This is a genomic window from Kitasatospora sp. NPDC094015 (genome assembly GCF_040304075.1).
Lineage (GTDB): Bacteria > Actinomycetota > Actinomycetes > Streptomycetales > Streptomycetaceae > Kitasatospora.
Genome location: NZ_JBEOUL010000026.1, coordinates 1 through 25,691, shown reverse-complemented (window position 1 = coordinate 25,691; position 25,691 = coordinate 1). Strand labels below are relative to the sequence as shown.

General features: G+C 73.1%; 24 protein-coding genes. 16 read left to right on the top strand and 8 right to left on the bottom strand.

Going from position 1 to position 25,691, the window contains the following annotated elements:
• Positions 1-36: 36 nt before the first annotated feature.
• The 4 genes from ABT014_RS26010 to ABT014_RS25995 form a co-directional block, all read right to left on the bottom strand.
• On the bottom strand, positions 37-585 hold the full coding sequence (locus ABT014_RS26010) for an RNA 2'-phosphotransferase (protein WP_350641606.1): 549 nt from the start codon (positions 583-585) through the stop codon (positions 37-39).
• A 30-nt stretch (positions 586-615) separates the two neighbouring features.
• A complete protein-coding gene (locus tag ABT014_RS26005) occupies positions 616-2,019 on the bottom strand; it encodes a metallopeptidase TldD-related protein (protein WP_350641605.1) in 1,404 nt (467 codons plus the stop codon).
• Positions 2,019-3,572 (bottom strand): TldD/PmbA family protein, encoded by a 1,554-nt coding sequence (locus ABT014_RS26000; protein WP_350641604.1) that lies wholly within the window; start codon positions 3,570-3,572, stop codon positions 2,019-2,021. Before ABT014_RS26000 ends, ABT014_RS26005 begins: the two co-directional genes overlap by 1 nt.
• A 138-nt stretch (positions 3,573-3,710) precedes the next feature.
• Entirely contained in the window at positions 3,711-4,862 is a 1,152-nt protein-coding gene (locus ABT014_RS25995; RefSeq protein WP_350641603.1) for an MBL fold metallo-hydrolase, read from the bottom strand.
• A 272-nt stretch (positions 4,863-5,134) separates the two neighbouring features.
• Here ABT014_RS25995 and fabG point away from each other — a divergent pair, with 272 nt between their 5' ends.
• On the top strand, positions 5,135-5,854 hold the full coding sequence (gene fabG / locus ABT014_RS25990; protein WP_350641602.1) for a 3-oxoacyl-[acyl-carrier-protein] reductase: 720 nt from the start codon (positions 5,135-5,137) through the stop codon (positions 5,852-5,854).
• Positions 5,855-5,859: 5 nt separating this feature from the next.
• Positions 5,860-6,627, top strand: coding sequence for an enoyl-ACP reductase FabI (gene fabI / locus ABT014_RS25985; RefSeq protein WP_350641601.1), 768 nt, complete (start codon positions 5,860-5,862; stop codon positions 6,625-6,627).
• A gap of 118 nt (positions 6,628-6,745) precedes the next feature.
• Here fabI and ABT014_RS25980 read toward each other — a convergent pair whose 3' ends face one another.
• Positions 6,746-7,417, bottom strand: a complete 672-nt coding sequence (locus tag ABT014_RS25980; protein WP_350641600.1) for a FadR/GntR family transcriptional regulator — start codon at positions 7,415-7,417, stop codon at positions 6,746-6,748.
• Positions 7,418-7,501: 84 nt separating this feature from the next.
• Here ABT014_RS25980 and ABT014_RS25975 point away from each other — a divergent pair, with 84 nt between their 5' ends.
• From ABT014_RS25975 to ABT014_RS25965, 3 genes are all read left to right on the top strand, one after another.
• Positions 7,502-8,815 carry a CynX/NimT family MFS transporter gene (locus ABT014_RS25975; RefSeq protein WP_350641599.1) on the top strand — a complete coding sequence of 438 codons (1,314 nt, stop codon included), beginning with the start codon at positions 7,502-7,504 and terminating at the stop codon, positions 8,813-8,815.
• Between the two features lie 58 nt (positions 8,816-8,873).
• Positions 8,874-8,996: an SGM_5486 family transporter-associated protein gene (locus tag ABT014_RS25970; RefSeq protein WP_350641598.1), complete on the top strand. Its 123-nt coding sequence runs from the start codon at positions 8,874-8,876 to the stop codon at positions 8,994-8,996.
• Positions 8,997-9,086: 90 nt separating this feature from the next.
• Entirely contained in the window at positions 9,087-9,614 is a 528-nt protein-coding gene (locus ABT014_RS25965) for a SixA phosphatase family protein (RefSeq protein WP_350641597.1), read from the top strand.
• A gap of 45 nt (positions 9,615-9,659) precedes the next feature.
• Here ABT014_RS25965 and serB read toward each other — a convergent pair whose 3' ends face one another.
• A complete protein-coding gene (serB, locus tag ABT014_RS25960) occupies positions 9,660-10,916 on the bottom strand; it encodes a phosphoserine phosphatase SerB (RefSeq protein WP_350641596.1) in 1,257 nt (418 codons plus the stop codon).
• Positions 10,917-11,173: 257 nt separating this feature from the next.
• On the opposite strand from serB, the gene ABT014_RS25955 reads away from it, so the two are divergent.
• From ABT014_RS25955 to ABT014_RS25945, 3 genes are all read left to right on the top strand, one after another.
• Positions 11,174-13,789, top strand: coding sequence for an FHA domain-containing protein (locus ABT014_RS25955; protein ID WP_350641595.1), 2,616 nt, complete (start codon positions 11,174-11,176; stop codon positions 13,787-13,789).
• Between the two features lie 199 nt (positions 13,790-13,988).
• Positions 13,989-15,200, top strand: a complete 1,212-nt coding sequence (locus tag ABT014_RS25950) for a GAF domain-containing sensor histidine kinase (RefSeq protein ID WP_350641594.1) — start codon at positions 13,989-13,991, stop codon at positions 15,198-15,200.
• Complete coding sequence (locus tag ABT014_RS25945) at positions 15,193-15,849, top strand: response regulator (RefSeq protein ID WP_350641593.1); 657 nt, start codon at positions 15,193-15,195, stop codon at positions 15,847-15,849. The genes ABT014_RS25950 and ABT014_RS25945 overlap by 8 nt, the downstream gene beginning before the upstream one ends.
• A gap of 230 nt (positions 15,850-16,079) precedes the next feature.
• Here the strand turns inward: ABT014_RS25945 and ABT014_RS25940 are convergent, their stop codons facing one another.
• A complete protein-coding gene (locus ABT014_RS25940; protein WP_350641592.1) occupies positions 16,080-16,874 on the bottom strand; it encodes an Rv1486c family protein in 795 nt (264 codons plus the stop codon).
• Between the two features lie 198 nt (positions 16,875-17,072).
• Here ABT014_RS25940 and ABT014_RS25935 point away from each other — a divergent pair, with 198 nt between their 5' ends.
• The 7 genes from ABT014_RS25935 (at position 17,073) to ABT014_RS25905 (ending at position 23,104) form a co-directional block, all read left to right on the top strand.
• The gene (locus tag ABT014_RS25935; RefSeq protein WP_350641591.1) at positions 17,073-17,864 is read left to right on the top strand and encodes an ABC transporter ATP-binding protein; all 792 of its coding nucleotides are present in this window, start codon (positions 17,073-17,075) and stop codon (positions 17,862-17,864) included.
• Between the two features lie 143 nt (positions 17,865-18,007).
• Complete coding sequence (locus ABT014_RS25930; protein WP_350641590.1) at positions 18,008-18,430, top strand: NfeD family protein; 423 nt, start codon at positions 18,008-18,010, stop codon at positions 18,428-18,430.
• Between the two features lie 10 nt (positions 18,431-18,440).
• Positions 18,441-19,457, top strand: coding sequence for an SPFH domain-containing protein (locus ABT014_RS25925; protein WP_350641589.1), 1,017 nt, complete (start codon positions 18,441-18,443; stop codon positions 19,455-19,457).
• Positions 19,458-19,654: 197 nt separating this feature from the next.
• Positions 19,655-20,419: a sulfite exporter TauE/SafE family protein gene (locus ABT014_RS25920; protein ID WP_350641588.1), complete on the top strand. Its 765-nt coding sequence runs from the start codon at positions 19,655-19,657 to the stop codon at positions 20,417-20,419.
• A gap of 120 nt (positions 20,420-20,539) precedes the next feature.
• Positions 20,540-20,719: a DUF1272 domain-containing protein gene (locus tag ABT014_RS25915; RefSeq protein WP_350641587.1), complete on the top strand. Its 180-nt coding sequence runs from the start codon at positions 20,540-20,542 to the stop codon at positions 20,717-20,719.
• Positions 20,720-20,737: 18 nt separating this feature from the next.
• Positions 20,738-21,034 (top strand): 4a-hydroxytetrahydrobiopterin dehydratase, encoded by a 297-nt coding sequence (locus ABT014_RS25910; protein WP_350641586.1) that lies wholly within the window; start codon positions 20,738-20,740, stop codon positions 21,032-21,034.
• Positions 21,035-21,133: 99 nt separating this feature from the next.
• Positions 21,134-23,104, top strand: a complete 1,971-nt coding sequence (locus ABT014_RS25905; RefSeq protein ID WP_350641585.1) for an outer membrane protein assembly factor BamB family protein — start codon at positions 21,134-21,136, stop codon at positions 23,102-23,104.
• A gap of 108 nt (positions 23,105-23,212) precedes the next feature.
• Here ABT014_RS25905 and ABT014_RS25900 read toward each other — a convergent pair whose 3' ends face one another.
• Entirely contained in the window at positions 23,213-23,722 is a 510-nt protein-coding gene (locus ABT014_RS25900; RefSeq protein ID WP_350641584.1) for an HNH endonuclease, read from the bottom strand.
• A 259-nt stretch (positions 23,723-23,981) separates the two neighbouring features.
• On the opposite strand from ABT014_RS25900, the gene tyrS reads away from it, so the two are divergent.
• On the top strand, positions 23,982-25,247 hold the full coding sequence (gene tyrS, locus ABT014_RS25895; RefSeq protein WP_350641681.1) for a tyrosine--tRNA ligase: 1,266 nt from the start codon (positions 23,982-23,984) through the stop codon (positions 25,245-25,247).
• Positions 25,248-25,691 lie beyond the last annotated feature (444 nt).

Below are 25,691 nucleotides of genomic sequence, written 5' to 3'. Positions count from 1 at the left end.
GGGCGGTCCCGGAGCGCGGCGCCCCGGGTGCCGTGCTCAGGGCGCGGTGCTCAGGTAGGCCGGCGGGACGGCGTCGGTCAGCCAGACGCCGTTGGCGCTGACCCGGAAGACGTGGCCCGCCGCCGCCATCGCGGCCGCGTCCACCACCAGCACCACCGGACGGCCGTGCCGGGCGCCCACCCGCTCGGCCGTCCCGGTGTCCGCGGAGAGGTGGACGTCCCGGCGGGTCATCGGCCGCAGGCCCTCCGCCAGGATGACGCCCACCGTCCGCGACCCGGTGCCGTGGTACAGCACCGCCGGCGGGGTGCTGGGCGGCAGACCGAGGTCGACCTCCACGGTGTGGCCCTGGCTGGCCCGGATCGACCGGCCGTCCCCGGAGAAGGCGAAGCGGCGCTTGTTGTTGGTCGCCACCACGTGGTCCAGCTGCGCCCGGCTGATCCGCCGGTTGTGCCGGGCCAGCGCCGCGAGCAGCTCGTCCACCGGCACCCAGCCGGCCGCGTCCAGGGTGATCCCGATCGCGTCCGGGTCGTGCCGCAGCACCCGGGACAGCGTCTTGGACACCCGGACGGTCTGCTTCTCGTCCATCTTCTCCGTCTCCCCCTCGGTGCGGCCCGCTCAGGAGGCCTGGCTCACCGAACTCATGTTGAAGTCCGCGACCCGCACCGGCGGCATCGCTGCGCGGGTGAACCAGTCGCTCCACTCGCGCGGCAGGCAGCGCTCGGTGCGGCCCGCCTCGGTGATCCGGCCGAGCAGGTCGACCGGGGACTCGTTGAACCGGAAGTTGTTCACCGAGCCGACCACCTCGCCGTTCTCCACCAGGTACACGCCGTCCCGGGTCAGGCCGGTGAGCAGCATGGTGGCCGGGTCGACCTCCCGGATGTACCAGAGGCAGGTGAGCAGCAGCCCGCGCTCGGTCCGGGCGACCATCTCCTCCAGGGTGGGCGCGCCGGCCTGGTCGGCGGTCTCCAGCACCAGGTTGTCGACGGACGGCCGCAGCGGCAGGCCGGTCAGGGCCGCCGAGTGCCGGGTGGTGTGCAGGTTGGCCAGCTCGCCGTCGCGGATCCAGTCGGTGGCGGCCAGCGGCTGCCCGTTGTCGAAGACCGAGCCGCTGTCGCCGGAGGAGTGCGCGAGGACGAACGGGGCCGCCCGCAGCCCGGGTTCGGCCGGGTCGGAGCGCAGCGTCAGCGGCAGGGTGCTCAGCCGGTCGCCGATCCGGGTGCCGCCGCCCGCGCGGCTGAACACCGAGCGGCCCTCGGCGGCGTCCCGCCCGCCGGCCGACCAGTTCAGGCAGACCATCAGGTCGGCGACCGCGGAGGGCGGCAGCAGGGTCTCGTACCGGCCGGCCGGCAGGTCGATCCGGCGCGCGCCCCAGCCGAGCCGGGTGCTCAGGGTGGCGTGCAGCGCGGCGACGTCCACGTCGGTGAAGTCGCTGGTGGCGGCGCCGGCCCAGGCCGAGCCGGACAGGTCGGCGGTCTTGGCGTTGAGCTCGACCGAGCCGGTGGGCTGGTCGTGGCGCAGCCGCAGGCCGGTGGAGCTGCCCAGGTAGCTGCTGGTCAGCTCGTGCCGGGCGAAGCCGTACAGCAGTTCGCCGCCCTTGCGGGCCCGCGCGAAGGCCTCGCCCAGGGCCGGGGCGAACTCGGCGAAGACCTCGGCGGAGGTCTCGGCCGGGGGCTCGGTGAAGTCGGCGGACGCGGCGCGGCCGGCCAGCAGCGGCTGGGCGTCCTCGGCGGGGCCGGCGTCCCGGGCGGCGCTCTCGGCGGCCCGGACCAGGCTCTCCACCTCCTCGCGGGTGACGGCCTCGCGGGAGACCACGCCGGAGGCGGTGCCCCGGGCGCCGTCCACGGTGGCGATCACGGTGAGCCGGCGGCCCCGGGTGACGCCGTTGGTGGTCAGCCCGTTGCCGGCCCAGCGCAGGTTCGCGCTCGACTCCTCGTCGGCGATCACCACGCAGCCGTCGGTGCGGGAGAGTTCCAGGGCGCGCTCGACCAGCTCGTGCGGCCGGGGTGTGGTGTCGGACATCAGTGACCCGCCTCCTGCTGGGTGTTGAGCACGTTGACGTTGCGGAACAGCGCGGACGGGCAGCCGTGGCTGACCGCCGCGATCTGGCCCGGCTGGGCCTTGCCGCAGTTGAAGGCGCCGCCCAGGACGTAGGTCTGCGGGCCGCCGACGGCGCTCATCGAGCCCCAGAAGTCGGTGGTGGTGGCCTGGTAGGCGAAGTCCTTGACCTGCCCGGCCAGCCGGCCGTTCCTGATCGCGTAGGCGCGCTGGCCGGTGAACTGGAAGTTGTAGCGCTGCATGTCGATCGACCAGGAGCGGTCGCCGACGATGTACAGGCCCTTCTCGATGCCCTCGAACAGGCCCTCGGTGTCGGGGCCGTCCGCGGCCGGCTGCAGCGAGACGTTGGCCATCCGCTGCACCGGGACGTGGGCGGGGGAGTCGGCGAAGGCGCAGCCGTTGGAGCGGCCGAAGCCCTTGAGCTCGGCCATCCGGCGGTCCAGCTGGTAGCCGACCAGGACGCCGTCCTTGACCAGGTCCCAGGACTGGGTGGCCACGCCCTCGTCGTCGTACCCGATGGTGGCGAGGCCGTGCTCGGCCGTGCGGTCGCCGGTGACGTGCATCAGCTCGGAGCCGTACTTCAGCGTGCCGAGCTGGTCGAAGGTGGCGAACGAGGTGCCGGCGTACGCGGCTTCGTAGCCGAGCGCGCGGTCCAGCTCGGTGGCGTGGCCGATCGACTCGTGGATGGTCAGCCACAGGTTGGACGGGTCGATCACCAGGTCGTAGTTGCCGGCCTCGACGCTCGGCGCCTTCATCTTCTCGGCCAGCAGCTCGGGCAGCTCGGCGAGTTCGCGGTTCCAGTCCCAGCCGGTGCCCTGCAGGTACTCCCAACCCCGGCCGGCCGGCGGCGCGATGGTGCTCATCGAGTCGAAGGCGCCGGTGCGCTCGTCGACCGAGGTGGCCTCCAGCGAGGGGTGCAGCCGGATCCGCTGCTGGGTGGTGACGGTGCCCGCGGTGTCCGCGTAGAACTTGTTCTCCTGGACCGTCAGCAGCGAGGCCGAGACGTGCGAGACGCCGTCGGCGGCCAGCAACCGGCTGCTCCAGTCGGCCAGCAGCGCGGTCTTCTCCGCGTCCGGCACCTCGAACGGGTTGATCTCGTACGAGGAGACCCAGGTCGCGTCCGCGTACACCGGCTCGGGGGCGAGCTCGACCAGGTCCTCGGAGCCGGCTGCCCGGCTGATCCCGCCCGACAGCCGGGCCACCGCCACCGCCTGCTCCGCGACCCTGGCCACCGCGGCGGCGGTCAGGTCCACGCCGGCCGCGAAGCCCCAGGCGCCGTCCAGCAGCACCCGGACCGCGAAGCCGAGCTGCACCGTGTCGGAGCTGCCGGACGGGCGGGCGTCACGCAGCCGCCAGGCCGCGCTGCGCACCCGCTCCAAGCGGAAGTCGGCGTGCGAGGCGCCCAGTTGCCGGGCCCGGCTGAGGGCCGCGTCGGCGAGGGTGCGCAACGGGTAGGCGAGGAACAGCGGATCGACGGCGCGGTCGTGCGGCGTGCCGGCGCTGGAGGTGGGCGGCATCGGGCTCCCTGGCTCGGGGGGCTGGTTCGGGGTGTGCGGCGGGTGCCCCGCGGACAGGGGCACCCGCATCGCATCATTTCCCCTCCGGCCAATTGTCGCCAGGGAATTTAGCTCCGGCGTGGCGGGATCGGGCCACCGTCAGGCGACGGTCTCCCACCAGCCGTCCAGCTCCGGCGGGTTGTCCACGTCGACCCGCTGACCGGGGCGCGGCACCACCAGCGGCACGGCCTGCGCCTTGGCCTCCGCGAGCAGCCGCTCGATCGGCTCGGCCCACGGGTGCAGGCCCAGGTTGAAGGTGCACCAGTGGACCGGGACCAGCAGACCGGCGCGCAGGTCCAGGTGCGCCCGGACGGCGTCCTCCGGCGTCATGTGGATGTCCGGCCAGGCGACGTCGTACGCGCCGATCTGCACCAGTGCGGCGTCGAACGGGCCGTGCTGCTCGCCGATCCGCGCATAGCCCTCGAAGTAGCCGGAGTCGCCGGTGTAGTAGACCTTCCGGGACGGGCCGGCGATCACCCAGGAGCCCCAGAGCGTGGTGTTGCGGGTGGTGCCGCGGCCGGAGAAGTGGTGCGCCGAGGTGAGCGTCAGGGTGAGCTCGCCGAGCGTGCAGGTCTCGTCCCAGTCCAGCTCGATGATCCGGTGCTCCGGCACGCCCCAGCGGCGCAGGTGGCCGCCGATCCCGAGCGGCACCGCGAACGGCGCCGACTGCAGCTCGACCAGCTGCTTGACGGTCGCCATGTCCAGGTGGTCGTAGTGGTCGTGCGAGATCAGCACGGCGTCCACCGGCGGGATCTCGGCCAGCGCGACCGGGACGGGGTGCAGCCGCTTGGGGCCGACCTGGTTCACCGGCGAGCAGCGGTCGGACCATATCGGGTCGATCAGCACCCGGGTGCCCTGCACCTCCACCAGCGCGGAGGCGTGGCCGTACCAGACCACCTCGATGCCCGCGGCGGCCGGCTGCGCCGCGGTGGCGGCCGGGCGCTCCAGCGGCACCGGCAGGCTGGGGCGGCGGGCCGCGCGGTCGTCCAGCAGCATCCGCCGGAAGGTGTCGCCGTCCGGGCGGCCGGGCTCCTGCCGGGCCAGCACGCTGGGGGCGTTGTGGAAGACGCCGTCGCGGTACTGGGGGGAGTTGCGGACCCGGTCGTCCCGGGTGCCGTCCGGCCGGCGGCCGAACGCGGCCGGCAGGTCGCGCAGCGACCAGGCGGCGGCACCGGCCGCGGTGGCCAGCGCGGTCAGGGCCCACAGCCGGGCACGTCGGCCGCCGCCGCTGCTTCGGGGGTGCTTGCTCATCCGCGTTCCGCTTCCCTCTGTCTCGTGCTCCGGCCGCCGGGCCGGCCCTCGCCGGAAGCCCCAGGTGTACCGGAGGCCCAGTGAGCAACGGGTGTGACCGGTCCATCGTTCCCCCTCGGGGGCGGATCGGGCCAGCTCCCGGCACATCTCTTGTCGGGAAGCGACAGATACCGCGAGAGGTACCTGTCGGAGCCGGATGGGCCCTGCCCTCGGCGGGACCGATACCGTCACAGTGCGTACGCATGCAGGTCAACTAGGAGAGAGGTGGACCGTTGAGCCGCTCGGTTCTCGTCACCGGAGGCAACCGGGGCATCGGCCTCGCGATTGCCCAGGCCTTCGCCGAGGGCGGCGACAAGGTCGCGATCACCAGCCGCTCGGGTGAGGTCCCGGAGCAGCTTGCCAAGTTCGACGTGCTCGCAGTCCGCTGCGACATCACCGACGCCGCGCAGGTCGACGCGGCCTTCACCGAGATCGAGGCCGCGCACGGCCCGGTCGAGGTCCTGGTCGCCAACGCCGGCATCACCAAGGACACCCTGCTGCTCCGGATGAGCGAGGACGACTTCACCTCGGTCCTGGACACCAACCTGACCGGCACCTTCCGGGTGGTCAAGCGCGCCAGCGCCAAGATGCTGCGGGCCCGCAAGGGCCGGGTCGTGCTGATCTCCTCGGTGGTGGGCCTGACCGGCTCGCCGGGGCAGGTCAACTACGCCGCGTCCAAGGCCGGCCTGGTCGGCTTCGCCCGCTCGCTGGCCCGCGAGCTCGGCTCGCGCGGCATCACCGTCAACGTGGTCGCCCCCGGCTTCGTGGACACCGACATGACCGCCGTGCTCAGCGACGAGCGCCGTGCGGAGATCGTCGCGGGCGTGCCGCTCGGCCGCTACGCCGCACCGGCCGAGATCGCCTCGGCCGTGCGCTTCCTCTCCTCGGACGAGGCCGCATACATCACCGGAGCCGTCGTTCCCGTCGACGGCGGATTGGGCATGGGTCACTGAGCAACATGAGCGGAATCCTTGCAGGCAAGCGGATCCTGATCACCGGCGTGCTGATGGAGTCGTCCATCGCGTTCCACACCGCCAAGCTGGCGCAGGAGCAGGGCGCCGAGATCATCCTGACCGCGTTCCCCCGGCCCAGCCTGACCGAGCGGATCGCCAAGAAGCTGCCGGTCCCGACCAAGGTGCTCGAGCTGGACGTCTCCAGCGAGGAGCAGCTGGCGGGCATCGCCGACCAGGTGCGCGAGCACCTGCCGACCCTGGACGGCATCGTCCACTCGATCGGCTTCGCCCCGCAGGACGCCCTGGGCGGCAACTTCCTGAACACCCCGTGGGAGTCGGTGGCGACCGCCATGCAGGTCTCGGCGTTCTCGCTGAAGTCGCTGACCATGGCGCTGCTCCCGCTGATGCAGGACGGCGGCTCGGTGGTCGGCCTGACCTTCGACGCGCAGTTCGCGTGGCCGAAGTACGACTGGATGGGCCCGGCCAAGGCCGCGCTGGAGGCCACCTCCCGCTACCTGGCCCGTGACCTGGGTCCGCGGAACATCCGCTGCAACCTGGTCTCGGCCGGTCCGATCGGTTCGATGGCCGCCAAGTCCATCCCGGGCTTCGGCGAGCTGGCCGACACCTGGAACCACCGTTCGCCGCTGAAGTGGGACCTGAACGACCCGGAGCCGGCCGGCCGCGGTGTGGTCGCGCTGCTCTCGGACTGGTTCCCGAAGACCACCGGCGAGATCGTCCACGTCGACGGCGGGCTGCACGCGATCGGCGCCTGACCCGGCCCGGTCCCACCCGGTCACCCGGCGTTCCCGACCGCCCGGCCCCATCCGCTCCCGAACCGGAGCGGTGGGGCCGGGCGGTCGGCGTTTCGGCGCCCGGTCCCGGGCGCCGGGGTCAGCTGTCCGGGCCGCAGGCGCCGATCGCCCGGCCGGCCTCGACGGAGGCGAGCTGGGAGTCGCGGGTCCGGATGCCGTCGACGATGCCGCGGTGGCTGATCCAGCGGTCCGGGACGAGCTCGGGGCCGACGTCCCGGCGCAGATGTGCCCGGGTCACCTCGCCGAGGTCGGCGTAGACGGTGGCGAGCACGTCGTTGTGGGCGGCGGCGACCACGGCCTGGTGGAAGGCGGCGTCGGTCTGCACGAAGTCCTCCGGGTCGCCGGCGTGCCAGGCGGCGTCCCGCCGGGCCAGCGTCGACTCCAGCAGCTCCAGGTCCCGGTCGGTGCGGCGGAGCGCCGCCAGGCCCGCCGCGGCGGTCTCCAGGGTGGCCCGCAGCTCCGCCACCTGGGCGCCGTCCGCGTCCGCGAACCGCCGGTGCATCACCCCGGCCAGCTCGCTGGTGGCCAGCACGTAGGTGCCGGAGCCCTGCCGGATGTCCAGCAGGCCGTTGTGGGCGAGCGCCCGGACGGCCTCGCGCACCGTGTTGCGGGCCACCCCGAGCTGGTCGACCAGCTCCGCCTCGGTGGGGATGCGCGAGCCGACCGGCCATTCGCCCGAGGTGATCTGGGCGCGCAGCTGCGCGATCACCTGATCGGACAGCGACGCGCGCCGCGTGGTCGACAGGACCATGGGATCGGGACTCCTTGCTGCTGGGTGGACGGCTTCAGGATACCGGTGTGCATAAATTCATCCCATCATTCTATGATGGCCGCTATGTCGACCGCAGCAGACGCCACCAGCACCGAGCCAGCAGCGCTCCCGACCCCCCTGGACCGGTCCGCCCCGAGCGCCGCCGAGCCGGCCGTACGGGACGCCGGGCGCCCCGCCCCCCGGGCCCGGTACCTGTCCTGGCTGCTGGCGGCGGCCATCGTCGCGGCCGCCCTCAACCTGCGCCCGGTGGTCACCAGCCTCGGCCCGCTGCTGGACCAGGTCCGCTCCGGCCTCGGCATGAGCGCCACCGTCGCCGGCCTGCTGACCGCCGTGCCCTCGCTGTGCTTCGCGGTCTTCGGCATGGCCGCCCCCGCGCTGGCCCGCCGGGTGGGCCCGATCGCGGTGGTCGCCGCCGGCATGGGCGCGATCACGCTCGGCCTGCTGGCCCGCTCGTTCACCGGCAGCACCGGGGTCTTCCTGCTGCTCACCGCCGTCGCGCTGGCCGGCGTCGCGGTCTCCAACGTGCTGCTGCCGGTGGTCATCAAGCGCTACTTCCCGGACCGGGTCGGCCCGATGATCGGCCTCTACTCGATGGCGCTGTCGGTCGGCACCTCGGCCGCCGCGGCCGCCACCGTGCCGCTGACCGGCGCCCTCGGCGGCAGCTGGCGGATGGGCCTGGGCGTCTGGGGCCTGCTCGCCGCCGCGGCGCTGGTGCTCTGGCTGGTGACCGCCGTGCTGCGGCGCGAGCGCTCCGCCGCCGGGGCCGACCGGCGGGCCGGCCGGCTGCCGATCACGCGCAGCCGTACCGCCTGGGCGCTGGCCGCGTTCTTCGGCCTGCAGTCCACCAGCGCGTACGCCGCGATGGGCTGGCTGCCGAAGATCTACCAGGACGCCGGGGTGTCCGAGGGCGCCTCCGGGGTGCTGCTGGCGCTGGTGATGGTGGTCAGCGTGCCGGCCTCGTTCGTCCTGCCGAACCTCGCCGTCCGCCGTGGTGACCAGCGGATCTTCGTCGTGGTGCTGGCCCTGTGCGGCATCGCCGGGTACATCGGGCTGGCGTTCGCGGCGGGCACCGTCTCCTGGCTGTGGGCCTGCCTGGTGGGTCTGTCGATGTGCGCCTTCCCGCTCGCGCTGACCATGATCGGCCTGCGCGCCCGCACCCCGGGCGGGGTGAGCCAGCTGTCCGCCTTCGCGCAGAGCCTGGGCTACCTGATCTCCATCCCCGGCCCGATCCTGATCGGCAGCCTCTACGGCTGGACCGGTGGCTGGTACCTGCCGCTGGGCTTCCTGGCGGTGCTCCTGGTGCCGCAGATGGCGGTCGGCCTGCGGGCCGCCAGGGCCCGCCACATCGAGGACGAGGCCCCGCCGGCGGCGGCCTGAGGCCGGGCCGGGGGCGTCCCCGGCCGGGGGCCCGCGTAAGGGATGCGACACTGGCCGCATGCCAGTCCTCGAACCCAGTCCCCAGAACGGCCAGCGCAAGCTGCTCCAGCTGCTCGGCCTGATCGCCGGCGTCGTCGTGGTGGTGGGTGTGATCGCCTCCGTCGCCGCGAACATGGGCTGACGGTGGCGCACCGCAGCCGCTCCACTCCTGCGGGTGGCGGAGTTGTGGAGCACGCGCCCGACGGCTGATTTTCTGCGAAGCTCTGGGGGTATGAGCGCCGATACACCCCGAAGGATCATCGTTCTCCGCCACGCCCGTGCCGACTGGCCGAACCAGGTCGCCGACCACGAGCGTCCCCTGGCCGACCGGGGCCGGACTCAGGCCGGCGAGGCGGGCCGGTGGCTGGTCGACTCCGGCATCAACCCGGACCACGTGCTCTGCTCCACCGCCCTGCGGACCAGGGAGACCTGGAGACTGGTCGCGCACGAGCTGCCCAAGCGGCACCGCCGGACGGTGTACGAGGACCGGGTGTACGAGGCCAGCCCCGGCCAGATCATCGAGGTCCTCCAGGAGACCCACGACTACAGCGCCGACGTGCTGCTGGTCGGCCACAACCCCGGCGTGCTGGGCCTGACCCAGGTGCTGGCCGGCGACGACGGGGACCAGGAGGCGCTCAACCGGCTGCGGCTGAACGGCTTCCCCACCGGCGCCATCGCGGTGCTGAGCTTCACCGGCCCCTGGAAGGGCGTCGAGCCCGGCGTGGCCAAGCTCGACTCGTACCACACCCTGCCGGAGTAGCCGCGAGGCCGGGGCCGCCCGGGCCCCGGCCCCGCGCGCCCGCCGTCACTCGGTGGGCGTGCCGTCCAGCTCGTCGGCCGCCTCGACCTCTTCGCGGCTGATGCCCAGCAGGTAGAGCACGGTGTCCAGGAACGGGAGGTTCACGGCCACCTCGGCCGCCTCCTGCACCACCGGCTTGGCGTTGAACGCCACCCCGAGGCCGGCCGTGTTCAGCATGTCCAGGTCGTTGGCGCCGTCCCCGATCGCCACCGTCTGCGCCAGCGGCACCCGGGCCTGCTCGGCGAACCGGACCAGCCAGCGGGCCTTGCCCGGGCGGTCCACGATCTCCCCGGTGACCCGGCCGGTGAACTTCCCGTCCGCCACCTCCAGGGTGTTGGCCGCCGCGAAGTCCAGCCCGAGCAGCTCCACCAGGTGGTCGGTGACCTGGGTGAACCCGCCGGAGACGATGCCCACCTGGTAGCCCAGGCGCTGCAGCGTACGGATCAGGGTGCGGGCGCCCGGGGTCAGCCGGACCTCGGTGCGCACCTTCTCCACCACGGCGGCGTCCAGCCCGGCCAGCAGCGCCACCCGGGCGCGCAGCGACTCGGCGAAGTCCAGCTCGCCCCGCATCGCCGCGGCGGTCACCTCGGCGACCTTCTGCTCGCAGCCGGCGTGCGCCGCGAACAGCTCGATCACCTCGTCCTGGATGAGCGTGGAGTCCACGTCCATCACCACCAGGCGCTTGGCCCGGCGGTGCAGGCCGGCCTCGGCCACCGCGACGTCCACCCGCTGGACGGCGGCCTCCTGGGCCAGCTCGGTGCGCAGGTGCGCGGTGGAGACCCCGGAGACGGTCAGCTCGACCGCGGTGACCGGGTACTTGGCGAGCCGGAACACCCGGTCGATGTTGCCGCCGGCCGCCGAGATCCGGCTGCTCAGGCCGGCCACCGCGGCGGCGGACAGCGGGTGGCCGAGCACGGTCACGTGGGAACGGCCCTCGCGGCGCGGCCGGTTGTCGCCGGTGCCCGAGATGATCTCGGTCTGGAGCTTCATCTCCTCGGCCCACCGGTGCACGGTGACCCGCAGGGTGCCCTCGGCGTCGGCCGCGGGCGGCGGGGTCACCAGGGCGCACAGCGTTATCCGGCCCCGGGTGACCATCTGCTCGAAGTCGATCACGTCCACGCCGAAGTCGGCGAGCGTGCTGAACAGGCCCGCCGTGATGCCGGGGCGGTCCTTGCCGAACACCTTGACCAGCAGCGTGCGCTCGTCGGCGGTCCGGGGCTGTGAGGCGGGGAAGGGCTCAGCGGCCGGATCAGATGCGTTCATGGTGCCTCCCACGCTACCGGGCCGGGGGGCCGCTCCACCGCACCGGTCCGAACGCTGGGACGCTGGCCGCGGACCGGGACCTCACCGCGCCGCACGGAGGTGTCACCGGGCCCCGCGGGTGTGTTGCCACCCGGTCACAGTCGCCCGAGGTGACTTTCAGGTACGGCACCGCGGCTGGAATGATTCCCCTCGTCACATCACATGACCCCCCTCACCGGGGGCCGACCGGGGGACCGAGAGAGCGGGGCAGGCCGACAGTGCCGCAACTCGTACTGGAGCTCAACGGGCAGCGGCGGGTCCTGGAGCCCGGCCGCAGCTACACCATCGGACGGGACCCGAACTCGGACTTCCCGTTCGACGACGCCAGGGTCTCCTGGCGGCACGCGACCATCTCCTTCACCGGCGCCAACTGGCAGCTGGACGACCACGGTTCCACCAACGGCACGTTCGCCGCCGGGGCCCGGACCGCGCAGGCACAGCTGTACCCCGGCGCGGTGGTCAACCTGGGCAACCCGGAGAACGGGCCCCGGCTGAGCTTCTCCGCCCCGGCCCCCTCCTCGGCCACGCCGCCCGGCGGGATCCACGAGGCGACCACCCGGCGGGCCACCCCCGGTGCCCAGCAGGCCTGGGCCGCCCAGCAGCCGCCCGTGCAGGCCCCGCCGGTCCAGGCCCCGCCCGTGCAGCAGCAGTGGGACGCGCCCACCCCGCAGCCGGGCTTCCCGCAGCAGCAGTCCTTCCCGGGCGAGCCCGGCGAGTTCCGCACCGGCCCGCAGCACGCGCCGCTGCCCGCGCAGCCCCAGGGGCCGCCGCAGGGCCACCCCGACCGGCAGCCCGTCCCGGTGGGCGGCCTCGGCAACCCGACCATGGTGCGCAACCTGAGCGCCGGGGTGCGCACCATCCGGATCGGCCGCGCGCTCGACAACGACATCGTCGTCTCCGACCTCCAGGTCTCCCGGCACCACGCCGAGCTGCGCCAGCTGCCGGACGGCCGCTGGGAGATCGTCGACCTCGGCAGCCACAACGGGATCTTCCTGAACGGCCAGCCGGTCCAACGCCAGCTGATGGGGCCGCAGGACCGCCTCACCGTCGGCCACTCCAGCTTCGTCCTGGTCGGCGACCAGCTGCAGGAGTTCGTCGACACCGGCGCGGTCACCTTCTCCGCCCACCACCTCACCGTGGAGGTGGACTTCAAGGGCGGCAAGAAGGTCCTGCTCAACGACGTCAGCTTCTCCGTCCCGGAGAAGTCCCTGGTCGCGGTGATCGGCCCGTCCGGCTCCGGCAAGTCCACCCTGCTGCGCGCCCTCACCGGCTACCGCCCCGCCGACCGCGGCGAGGTCCGCTACGACGGCCGCAACCTCTACGAGCAGTTCGCCGAACTGCGCTCCCGGATCGGCCTGGTGCCGCAGTCCGAGATCCTGCACAAGGAACTCACCGTCCGCAGCGGCCTCAAGTACGCCGCCCGGCTGCGCTTCCCCGGCGACACCGAGGCGGCCGAGCGCGACCGCCGGATCGACGAGGTGCTGTTCGAACTGCGCCTGGACAAGCGGGCCGACAACCGGATCACCGCGCTCTCCGGCGGCCAGCAGAAGCGCGTCTCGGTCGCGCTGGAGCTGCTCACCAAGCCGTCCCTGATCTTCCTGGACGAGCCCACCTCCGGTCTCGACCCGGGCATGGACCGCGAGGTCATGCAGACCCTGCGCGGTCTCGCCGACGACGGCCGCACCGTCCTGGTGGTCACCCACTCGGTGGCCGAACTGGCGCTCTGCGACCGGCTGCTGGTGATGGCACCGGGCGGCTCGGTGGCGTACTTCGGGCCGCCCGGACAGGCCCTGCACTTCTTCGGCTACGAGACCTGGGCCGACGTCTTCCAGGCCTTCGAGAACTACCCCGACCACGACTGGGCCGGCCGCTACCGCGGCTCGGTGCACTACCAGGAGTATTCGGCGGCGGTCGACGCGGTGGCCACCCAGGCGGCCCCCAACGAGCACAACCAGGTGCGCCCGCCGAAGCCGCAGAGCTGGGGCTCGCAGCTGTGGACGCTGATCCGCCGCTACCTGGCGGTGATCGCCTCCGACCGGGGCTTCCTGGCGCTGTCGGTGCTGCTGCCGCTGGTGCTGGGCGGGGTGTCCGCCGTGATCCCGTCCAAGTTCGGCCTCGGCCCGGGCGACGGGCCGGCCGGCCGCAACCAGATCGCCAGCATGATCCTGCTGGTGCTCGCCTTCGGCGCCTGCCTGTCGGGTTCCGCCAACTCGGTCCGTGAGCTGATCAAGGAACGGGCGATCTACGAACGCGAACGCGCCACCGGGCTGTCCCGGTCCGCGTACCTGATGTCGAAGATCATCGTGCTCGGCGTGATCAGCTTCCTGCAGGGCGGGATCATCTCGGCGATCGGCTTCGGGGTGCGCAAACTGCCCGCCGAGGGCCTGATCCTCACGCACTCGCCGGCCGTCGAGATGGCCATCGGCATCATCCTGCTCAGCTTCACCTCGATGATGGTCGGCCTGGTCATCTCCGCCCTGGTGAAGACCGCAGAGAAGACCATGCCGCTGCTGGTGATGTTCGCCATCGTCCAGATGGTCTTCACCGGCGCGATCTTCCAGCTGTTCGACAAGCCTGGCCTGGAGCAGCTGGCCTGGCTGATGCCGGCCCGCTGGGGCGTCGCCGCCGCGGGCACCACCCTCGACCTGGCGCACATCGCCCCGGTCGCCCAGGCCAAGCCCCCGGCCACCGCGCCGATCGACGTCCTGTGGGACCACTCGGCCGGCATCTGGGTGCTCAACTGCCTGGCCATGGTGGTCATCTCGGTCGGCCTCGCGTTCCTGATCCAGCGTCTCCAGCGCCGGCACGAGCCCGAGGTCATGCAGAAGGGCTGAGCACCGCGGCCCGGCTCCGCCGCACTGCACCGCCGCACCGCTCCCCCGCACCGCCGACGGGCGGCGACCCCACCACGGGGCCGCCGCCCGTCGGCGTTCCGGGGGAGGGCCTACGTCCGAGGTCCTGCGCCCACAGCCGTACGACCGGCCCGGCGGGCGGCCGACGCGGGGCCCGCGGACCCGGCGGTAGCGTGGTGGCATGTCCTCGGAACCGGCCGCCCCGAACGAGCGTGCCCCCGCCTGCGACCCGTGCCTCGGCGGGATCGAAGCGATCAGCTCGGCCGTCCTGGCGATGAGCCGCCACCTGGAGGTGCGGGAGGTCCTGCGCCGGATCACCGCCTCCGCCCGCACCCTGCTGGACGCCGAGTACGCCGCCCTCGGGGTGCCCGACGACCACGGCGGCTTCGCCCAGTTCGTGGTGGACGGCGTCAGCGACGAGCAGTGGAAGGCGATCGGCCCGCTGCCCCGCCAGCACGGCGTCCTCGCCAGCATGCTCCACCAGCTCACCCCGACCCGGCTCGCCGACGTCCGGCAGGCCGCCGACTTCGGCGGCTGGCCGGCCGCCCACCCCGAGCTCAAGGACTTCCTCGGGATGCCGATCATCGACGGCACCGAGATCGTCGGGGCGCTCTTCTTGGCCAATAAGAGGGGCTTGGCCAATAAGAGGGGTTCGGTGGGCGGGACCTGCGGCGGTGCCGGGTTCACCGCCCACGACGAGGAACTGCTGCGCATCCTCACCGCGCACGCCGCCCTCGCCCTCGGCAACGCCCGCCTCTACGAACGCAGCCGCGAACTCACCCTCGCCGGCGAACGCGCCCGGATCGCCCACGACCTGCACGACGCGGTCTCCCAGAAGCTCTTCTCGCTGCGCCTGACCGCCAAGGCCGCCGCCACCCTGGTCGACCGCGACCCGGCCCGGGCCCGGGCCGAACTCGCCGAGGTCGCCGAACTTGCCGCCGAGGCCGCCGAGGAACTGCGTGCCGTGGTGATCGAGCTGCGCCCCGCCGCCCTCGAGGAGGACGGCCTGGTCGCCACCCTCGCCTCCCAGATCCAGGTGCTGGACCGCGCGCACACCGCCGACGTCACCTTCCGCACCGCCGACGTACGGGCGCTGCCGCCGGCCCGGGAGGCCGCCCTGCTGCGGGTCGCCCAGGAAGCCCTGCACAATGCCCTGCGCCACTCCGGCGCGCGGACCGTCGAGGTGTCGCTCACCGGTACGGCGGCCCGCGGCGCGGTGCTGCGGATCACCGACGACGGCCACGGCTTCGACCCGGACTCGGTACGCCGCGCCGGGCGGCACCTGGGCCTGGTGTCGATGCGCGACCGCGCCGCCTCCGTCGGCGGCCGGCTCACCCTGGAATCCGCCCCGGACCAGGGGACGGTCGTCGAGATGGAGGTCCCCGGTGCCTGACACCGAAGCACCGATCCGCGTGCTGCTGGTCGACGACCACCAGGTCGTCCGCCGCGGCCTGCGCACCTTCCTGGAGGTGCAGGGCGACATCGAGGTGGTCGGCGAGGCCGCCGACGGCGCGGAGGCGGTGGCCCGGACCCAGGAACTCGCCCCCGACGTCGTCCTGATGGACCTCAAGATGCCCGGGGTGGACGGGATCGAGGCGCTCCGGCTGCTCAAGGAGGAGGGCAACCCGGCCCGGGTCCTGATCGTCACCAGCTTCACCGAGCACCGCACCATGGTCCCCGCGCTGCGGGCCGGCGCCGCCGGGTACGTGTACAAGGACGTCGATCCGGAGGCGCTGGCGGGGGCGATCCGCTCGGTGCACGCCGGGCACGTGCTGCTCCAGCCCGAGCTGGCCGCGGCGCTGCTGGCCGACAGCGGACCGCAGGTGCCGCAGGGGCGGGGCGGCGCGCTGACGGACCGTGAGCGCGAGGTGCTCGGCCACATCGCGGCCGGACGCTCCAACCGGGAGATCGCCCGCTCGCTCCACCTCTCGGAGAAGACCGTGAAGACCCACGTCTCCAACATCCTTATGAAGCTCGACGTCGCCGACCGCACCCAAGCCGCCCTCTGGGCCGTCCGCAACGGCGCCGCAGGCGAACCCTGACGGACGCTCCAGGCTTTTTGAGGGGCGCGGGGTGGTCGTTCTTGAGGGTGCGGGGTGGTCGATTTTTGAGGGGCGCGGGGAACTGCGCGAAGGCGGGAGGGCAGGGGCGTGAACTGTTCGCTCGTCGCCGGCTGCCGCGGTGCTTCTTCCGTCTCGCGCAGTTCCCCGCGCCCCTGGTGGGGCCTGCGCTTGCCCCCGCCCCGGGTGGGGCCCCGCGGCGCCCGGTGGGGTCAGGGTTCGTCGGTCATGGCGTTGTAGGCGGCTACCTGGGCGCGGCGGGCTGTGCGTTCGAGGGGGGCGAGGGTGGCTCGGCGGGCGGCCATCTCGGAGGCGCTGACGGCTGCGCCGTGGCTGCCCGCCGCGATCGACAGCAGGGCGGACACCTGCCGGGCCGACTCCAGGATCCGTACCGCCCGCGGCGGATACCCCGGCGCCAGGAGTTCGGCGTGGCCCCGCCGCCGGTAGGCGTCCAGTGCCTTGAGCGTCTCGGGCCCGGCGCCCGCCACGTCCAGCCCGGCCAGCAGCGCGGTCGCCTCCCGCAGGCCGTCCGCGAGCTCCCGCTCGGCCTCGTGCAGCGACGGCACGTCCGCGGGCGGGGCGTCGTTCACCTCGGCGCAGCGCCACAGCACGGTCGCCGAGCGGTCGCCGGCGGGCCCGAACACCTGGATCTCGGGCACCAGCCCGACCGGCACCCCGACCGCGAGGACCGCCTCGCCGGCCCCCAACGCCAGGTCGTTGAACCGGGCCGGCCCGGTCAGCCCCAGCGGGTGGCCGGCCGCCGGCAGGGCCAGCCGCAGACCCTTCACCCCCAGCACCCGCAGCCGCCCGAGCGCCCAGGTGAGCCCGTGCAGCTCCCCTTCGGCGTCGCCCGGCAGCCCGGTCACGCGGTGGCTCTCGTCGGCGCCCTGCACGGCCGCCGCCGCGTCGTCGGGCGACGCGGCTCCGCCCAGCAGGGCGTTGCCCCAGGCGGTCAGCCGGCCCGATCGCGGCTCTTCGTACGGATTCTCGGAAGGAGTAGCGAGCATCCAGCCAGCCTACGGACAACACCGACATCCGGGTGGCGTAGGTTTGGCCTGTGCTGCGTGCGCCGCACCCGCTCCCCGACTCACAAGGACGGGGAGTAGGCTGCCCGCCCGCACCGACTGTCGACACGAGCGGACCGCACCCCGAGGACCTTCGCGCAGGTCCCGGACGGCCGAAACTGCATTGGGGAAGGCGTAGGCATGAGCGACGTGCTGGAGCTGGTGGACGTATCCGTGGTCCGGGAGGGGCGCGCGCTCATCGACCAGGTCTCCTGGTCGGTCGCGGAGGGCGAGCGCTGGGTCATCCTCGGCCCGAACGGAGCCGGCAAGACCACGCTGCTCCAGGTCGCCGCGACCTACCTCTTCCCGACCTCGGGTGCCGCCGCCGTGCTGGGCGAGAAGCTCGGCGAGGTGGACGTCTTCGAGCTCCGCCAGCGGATCGGCCTGGCCAGCGCCGCGATGTTCGAGAAGCTGCCGGCCGAGCAGACCGTGCTGCAGTGCGTGCTCACCGCCGCGTACGGCATGACCGTCAGCTGGCGCGAGCAGTACGACACCACCGACGAGCAGCGCGCCCTGGCCCTGCTGGACCGGCTCGGCATGTCCGGCTACACCGACCGCAAGTTCGGCACCCTCTCGGAGGGCGAGCGCAAGCGGACCCTGATCGCCCGCGCCCTGATGACCGACCCCGAGCTGCTGCTGCTCGACGAGCCCGCGGCCGGCCTCGACCTCGGCGGCCGCGAGGACCTGGTCCGCCGCCTCGGCGCGCTGGCCCAGGACGAGTACGCGCCCGCGATGGCGATGGTGACCCACCACGTCGAGGAGATCGCCCCCGGCTTCACCCACGTGCTGATGATCCGCCAGGGCAAGGTGCTGGTCGCCGGTCCGCTCGACACCACGCTGACCGCCCGCAACCTCTCGCTCTGCTTCGGCCTGCCGCTGACCCTGGAGCGGCACGGCGACCGCTGGTCCGCCCAGGGCCTGCCGCTCGGCTAGACCTTCCTGGGGGAGGGGGCCGGGAGGGCGCTGAACTCCTGAACTTCGGCTGAACCCGACCGGTCGTACGCGCGGCCGGTTTCCGCCCGTCCACCTGCGGGAACTTTCCGCCGCAAGACCGCTCCCCTCCCTAGGATGGACCTGTGGACAGCTGGACCTGGTGGCTCCTCGTCGCCGTCGCCCTGGGCATACCACTGGTGCTCACGGCCATGCCCGAGCTCGCCATGTTCGCGATCGGGGCCGGCGCGGCCGCCGGTGCCGCGGCGCTCGGGGCGGGGGTGGTCCTCCAGTTCCTGGTCTTCGTGGGGGTCTCCGTCGCCCTGCTGGTGCTGGTCAGGCCGGTCGCGTACCGCCTGCTGCAGAAGGGGCCGGAGATCCGCACGGGCGTCGACGCGCTCCCGGGCGCGTCCGCGGTGGTCCAGGAGAGGGTCGACGGTCAGGGCGGGCGGATCAAGCTGAACGGCGAGATCTGGTCGGCCCGCGCGCTCAACCCCGGCAGTGTCTACGAGCCGGGTCAGCAGGTCGACGTCGTCGAAATCCAGGGCGCAACCGCCCTGGTCGTCTAGGGGGAGAGTCGTGGAACCCGTCCTTATCGTGCTGGTCGTCCTGGTCGTGGTGGCCTTCATCGCACTGATCAAGACGATCCAGGTCATCCCGCAGGCCAGCGCCGCGATCGTGGAGCGCTTCGGCCGCTACACCCGCACGCTGGGCGCGGGGCTGAACATCGTGGTGCCGTTCATCGACACCATCCGGAACCGGATCGACCTGCGCGAGCAGGTGGTCCCGTTCCCGCCGCAGCCGGTGATCACCTCGGACAACCTGGTCGTCAACATCGACACCGTCATCTACTACCAGGTGACCGACGCCCGGGCCGCGACCTACGAGGTCGCCAGCTACATCCAGGCGATCGAGCAGCTCACCGTCACCACGCTGCGCAACATCATCGGTTCGATGGACCTGGAGTCCACCCTGACCTCCCGCGAGGTCATCAACGCCGGTCTGCGCGGCGTGCTGGACGAGGCCACCGGCCGCTGGGGCATCCGGGTCAACCGGGTCGAGCTGAAGGCGATCGAGCCGCCGACCTCCATCCAGGACTCGATGGAGAAGCAGATGCGCGCGGACCGGGACAAGCGGGCCGCGATCCTCACCGCCGAGGGTTCCCGGCAGGCCGCGATCCTGCGCGCCGAGGGTGAGAAGCAGGCCGCCGTCCTCCAGGCCGAGGGTGAGGCGCAGGCCGCGGTGCTGCGCGCCGACGGTGAGGCCGCCGCGATCCGGACGGTCTTCGAGGCGATCCACGAGGGCGACGCCGACCAGAAGCTGCTCGCCTACCAGTACCTGCAGACCCTGCCCGAGCTGGCCAAGGGCGACTCGAACAAGCTCTGGATCATCCCGAGCGAGGTCGGCGACGCGCTCAAGGGCCTCGGCGGCGCCTTCACCGGCCTGGCCGGCGGCGGCAACGGCGCGGCGCCCGCCGCGGCGACCCGGGTCCCGGTCGACCCGGCGGCCGGTCCGCGCCCGGTGGACACCGACACCAAGTCGGCCCGTCCCCGGGTCGAGCCCACCCGCCAGTACCCGAAGATCGACCCGGAGTGAGCCGGGCCCCGGCGTCCGGCCGGGGCAGCGCCGCACCCGCGCCCGAGGGCCCGTTCCGCCACCGCGGAGCGGGCCCTCGGGCGTGTCGGGACGACCGGGGGCCGGGACGGCCGGGTCCGCATGCTGGATGCCGCCTGGCCCGCCGCCGGGGGCCTCCGGCATGATCGTCCCGACAGGACCGAGCGAGGGGATGGCAGATGACACTCTGGGAGGGTGTGGCCGTGCTGATCGCCGGTGTCGGCGCCGGCGCGATCAACACCATCGTCGGCTCCGGGACCCTGATCACCTTCCCGGTCCTGCTGGCCGTCGGCCTGCCCCCGGTCACCGCCAACGTCTCCAACACCCTCGGCCTGGTGCCCGGCTCGCTCAGCGGCGCCATCGGCTACCGCCGCGAGCTGACCGGCCAGGGCCCGCGGCTGGCCAGGCTCTCGGTCGCCTCGCTGATCGGCGGCCTGATCGGCGCGGTGCTGCTGATCCGGCTCCCGGCCTCGGCCTTCGACGCGATCGTCCCGGTCCTGATCCTGCTCGCCCTGGTCCTGGTCGTGCTCCAGCCCCGGGTCGCCCGCGCCGTGGCCGCTCGCCGCAAGGAGAACGGCGCCCCCGCCGCCGAGGTCGGCCCGCTGCTGTTCACCGGTGTGCTGCTGACCGGCGTCTACGGCGGCTACTTCGGTGCCGCCCAGGGCGTCCTGCTGCTGGCCCTGATGGGCATGCTGCTCCAGGACTCGATGCAGCGGATCAACGCCACCAAGAACGTCCTCGCCATGGTGGTGAACGGCGTGGCCGCGGTCTTCTTCCTCTTCACCTCCACGATCGACTGGACCGCCGTCCTGCTGATCGCCGTCGGCTCGGCCGCCGGCGGCCAGCTCGGTGCCAAGGTGGGCCGCCGCCTGCCGCCGGCCGTGCTGCGCGCGGTGATCGTGGTGGTCGGCCTGGTGGCCGTGGGGCGGATGCTGCTCAGCTGAGGCCCCAGGCGCACTCGACCGCCCTGCCTCACCCTGACCGGGCGGCCCGCCCCGTCGGTCCGCCCGGCCACGGTGTCCACCGACCGGTCCACCACCCCGATCCACCCCTGGAGGGTTCCGATGGCTCTGGAGATGCGCGAGATCTGCGAGCGCTGCGAGGTGTCGCTCAAGGCGGACGCCCCCGCCTTCATATGCTCGTACGAGTGCACCTTCTGCCCGGAATGCACCGCGTCGATGGCCGCCACCTGTCCCAACTGCGGTGGCGAGCTGCTCACCCGGCCGCGCCGGGTCACCACCTGACAGGACGAGAGGTACCGGATGACCAGGGCCCGGCTCACGGAAGAAGAGATCACCGCGGGCCTGGCCGGCCTGCCGGACTGGCGACGCGAAGGCGACGCGATCGTCCGCACCGCCGAGACGGCGAGCTTCCCCACCGCGATCCTGGTGGTCGACGCGGTCGCCCAGGACGCCGAGCGGCTCGAGCACCACCCCGACATCGACATCCGCTGGCGGACCCTGCGGTTCGTCCTGTCCACGCACAGCGCAGGCGGTCTGACCAGCCTCGACCTCACCCTCGCAGCGCTCATCGACGAGGCGCTGCGGGCCGCGGCCTGACCCCCGGTCAGCGCCCGCCCCGGCGGGCGCCGACCGACCCGCCCCGGCCGCCGTGAGATGCTGGCCCACGGCAGCACGCAGTCGGGACGGACGGAACGCATGGCTCAGGACCATCCCCCAGCCACCGGCCAGGGGTACCCGCACGACAACGACGGACAGCAGCAGCCGGTCGGCCACGACCAGCAGCAGCAGTCCTGGTACCCCCAGCAGCAGGCCGACCCCGGCACCGCGTGGATGCCCGACAACGGCTACCAGCAGCAGGCGTACGGCGTGCCCGAGCCCCCCGCCTGGCAGCCCGGCGACCAGTGGGAGAGCGGCTTCCCGCAGCAGGAGACCGGCTACCCGCAGCAGAGCGCCACGGACACCTACCAGGCCGGGTACACCGGACTCCCGTACGGCTACCCGAGCGCGACGCAGCCGGACCAGCAGCTCTACGCCCCGGCCGGCACCGGCGACCCGTACGGTGACGCGTACGGCTACGGGAGCTACTCCCCGTACCAGGGCGACCAGCCCGGGGGCTCCGAGCAGCCGGGCCCGCTCCAGCAGGCCGCCCCGCAGGCGGACGACGGCTACGCGACGACCGCGCAGTACCCGCCCGTCCCCGCGACGCCGCCGGCCGGCTTCGAGCCCGCGCCGGCCGAGGAGCTCGGGAAGTCCGAGCAGCAGGCGGAGCCGGCTCGGCCGTCCGGGCCCCGGGACACCGCCAAGCCCTCGCTGCTCGACCGGGCCAAGGCCGTCGCCGGCTCCGCCCTCGCGGGCGACCGCGCGCCCAGCCGGCGCGCCCTGGCGATCCGGGTCGGCGCCGGCGTCGCCGCCCTCGCCGTCCTGGTCACCGCGGGCGTGCTGGTCACCGAGGACGACACCCCGGAGCAGCCCGCCGCGGACGCACCCGTCAGCCAGAACATCTCGGTCGCCCACGACCGCTCCTGGTCGGCCCAGCCCGACGCCGCCGCGCCCGCCGGCAGCGACGACACCCTGGTCGGCAGCTGGCTGCTCGCGGACGCTGTGGTCCGGGCCGACGGCTCCGGCGTGCGCGCCTACGCGCTCGCCGACGGCAAGCCGACCTGGACCCTCGCCGCGCCCGCCGACGGCGCCGTACCGTGCGGACTCAGCCCGACGGTCAACGCCAAGGGCCTGGCCGCGGTGCTGTTCCGGCCGTCCGCCGACCCGAAGACCCCCTGCTCCACCCTCGCCGTCGTCGACACCAAGTCTGGCAAGGCCACCTGGACCAAGGCCGTGTCCGACACCAAGGACGGCTACGCCGCCCACGTGGCGGTCACCGACGACAAGGTGATCGCGATCGGCGAGGACCGGGTCGCCGCCTGGGCCGCCGAGGACGGCAAGGACCTCTGGCAGTACGCGGGCCAGGGCAAGTTCTGCACGCTCTCCGGCGGCGCCACCGGCGCGACCGTGGTGCTCCACAGCAGCTGCGCGGACAGCACGCCGGTCGACCAGGCGGTCGCCCTGAACGCGGGCGACGGCAAGGTCACCTGGTGGCGCGGGCTGAACAACCAGCCGAAGACCGTCACCGTGCTCTCCGCCGAACCCGCCGTGGTCCTCACCACCGGCGAGAAGTCCGCCGACGACCGGGTCTTCGCCTGGGGCCCGAGCGGCGACCCCGCCGCCGAGATCCCGGTCGCCGCCGACGGCGGCCGGCTGGACGTCACCCGCGGCACCTTCGACGCCGTGCCCGGCGTCTACTTCCACGAGCACACCATGATCGCCACGGTCACCCCGGCCGACGGCGGCGCCCCCGCCGTGACCGGCTACGACCTCGGCACCGGCAAGTCGCTCTGGCGCACCGCGATCGCCGAGAAGGCCAAGGCCCGGCCGGTCGGGCTGGACGGCGGCGGCCTGCTGCTCGCCGTCGACGAGCGCCTCGACCAGCCCGCCCACATCAGCCGGTTCGCGCTGACCGGCGGGCAGGAGACCCAGGGCGGCGCCTTCCCGAAGGGCACCGGCTCGCTGCTCACCTCGGGCCGGCTGCTCAGCGGCGGCGACAAGGTGGTGGCGATGCCCGAGCACTCCTCCAACTTCGGCCTCGCCACGGCGTTCCGCAGCAAGGACTGACCGCGCGGTCGGTCAGGTGGGCCGACCCGTCCCCCGATCGGGTCGGCCCACCGGCTCTTGGGGCGCCGGCTCTGGGGGCGCCTCCTGGTGCACCGGCTGCGCGCGGGGCTAGGCGGTGGCCGGCAGCCAGGCCGCCAGGTCACCGAGGTCGCTCTCGCGCAGACCGAGCGCCAGCATCAGCGTGGCCTCCGGCGTCGGCTCGAACGGGCGCCGCAGCAGCCGCATGCCGGCCTGCTCGGGCGTCCGGTCCGCCTTGCGCTGGTTGTCCTCGGCGCAGGCCGCGACCGTGTTCAGCCAGCTGTCCGCACCACCGCGCGACTTCGGCATCAGGTGGTCCACCGTGCTCGCCCGGCGTCCGCAGTACGCGCACAGGTGCTGGTCCCGGACCAGCACACCCCGGCGCGACCACGGCGCCCGTTGTCGGAACGGCACTCTGACGAACCGTTGCAGTCTGATGACCCGCGGTACCGGGATCGACACACCGGTACCGCGGACCACGCGAAGCGGGTGGGCCTGCTCGACGACGGCCTTGTCCTGCAGGACCAGGACCACGGCGCGCTTGAGCGAGACCGTGGTCAGCGGTTCGTAGCTCGCGTTCAGTACCAGTGTGTTGCGCACCTCGGGCCACCTCCCTGCGGACCGTGCGACGGCACGGCCGCCCTGTCACCGCCGCCACCCGGCGATGGCACCACTGTGACCGGGCGGCACCCGCGGAACAACGGAATTTCCGCGTGCCCGGGCCGACCGGCCGAAACCCGCTGGCCCCGACCGCGTACTCTCTAGAACGCTGGAGCTAGAACGTGGGAGTCGTCCGACGCCGGGCCCGAGGGAACGGGCCGCGGGGCACCGGACGCCCGGTCGAAGGAGAAGCGTGACCGTGACGGACATCGTCGACGAGCTGCGGTGGCGTGGGCTGATCGCCCTGTCCACCGACGAGGACGCACTGCGCAAGGCGTTCGCGGACGGCCCGGTCACCTTCTATTGCGGCTTCGACCCGACGGCCCCGAGCCTGCACCTGGGCAACCTGGTGCAGATCCTCACCATGCGCCGCCTCCAGCAGGCCGGAAACCTCCCGCTCGGCCTGGTCGGCGGCGCGACCGGCCTGATCGGCGACCCCAAGCCGACCGCCGAGCGCGTGCTCAACGACCCCGAGACGGTGGCCGGCTGGGTGGACCGCCTGCGCGGCCAGATCTCCCGCTTCCTCGACTTCGAGGGCGAGTACGCGGCCCGCATGGTCAACAACCTGGACTGGACCTCCGGGATGTCGGCGATCAGCCTGCTGCGCGACGTGGGCAAGTACTTCCGGGTCAACAACATGATCGCGAAGGAGGCCGTCGCCCGACGGCTCAACTCCGACGCCGGCATCAGCTACACCGAGTTCAGCTACCAGATCCTCCAGGGCATGGACTACCTGGAGCTGAACCGCCGCTACAACTGCACCCTGCAGACCGGTGGCAGCGACCAGTGGGGCAACCTCACCGCCGGCAGCGACCTGATCCGCAAGGCCGACGGCAAGTCCGTCCACCTGCTCGCCACCCCGCTGATCGTCAAGGCGGACGGCACCAAGTTCGGCAAGACCGAGTCCGGCACCATCTGGCTCGACCCCGAGCTCACCACCCCGTACGCCTTCTACCAGTTCTGGCTGAACGCGGACGACCGGGACGTCTCGAACTTCCTGCGCATCTTCTCCTTCCGCTCCCGCGAGGAGATCGAGGAGCTGGAGCGCGAGACCGCCGAGCGACCGGCCGCCCGCCTCGCCCAGCGGGCCCTGGCGGAGGAGCTGACCTCCTTGGTCCACGGCGCCGACCAGTACGAGCGCGCCGTCGCGGCCTCGAAGGCGCTCTTCGGCCAGGGCGAGCTGACCGACCTGGAGCCGGCCACGCTCGCCGCGGCCCTCGCCGAGGTGCCGAAGGCGACCGTCACCGAGCTCGGCCAGCTCGTCGACCTGCTGGTCGAGACCGGCCTGGCGCCGAGTCGCTCGGCCGCCCGCCGCACCATCAAGGAGGGTGGCGCCTACCTCAACAACGCCAAGGTCGCCGACGAGGAGGCCGTGGCCACCGCCGGCGACCTGCTGCACGGTCGCTGGCTGGTGCTCCGCCGCGGGAAGCGCAACCTGGCCGCGGTGGAGCTGGCGGCGAACTGACCGCAGGTTCCACCACCCCTCCGTAGTAGGGGTCAGGTGGCCGAGAACAGACCCGGGTTGACCAGCGCACCCGGGACCGAGGGGCCGGATCCAGCCAGATCCGGCCCCTCATGTTTGACTCGATCGACACCTCGGCGTAACGTAGTCCGAGTCGCCTGAACGGCTGAGGCCGAGGACGACGAACCCCCCGAACACTGATGAGCGACTTGTCGCGCACTTTTCCGATTCCGATCGGAAGGGAAAAGCGACCGAATCACTCTGCTAGAGTTTGGAAAGCCGAAAGGCAAAAGCTAATCGGATGAATGAAGCCCCGGAAAACGGAGCGGAAAACATCTGCTAGGCTGGGAAACACGAAAGAACGAAGCGCCCGGAGGGCCCGCTGGAAGGCGGTCCGAAGGAAGTGTCCGTTCCTTGAGAACTCAACAGCGTGCCAAAAGTCAACGC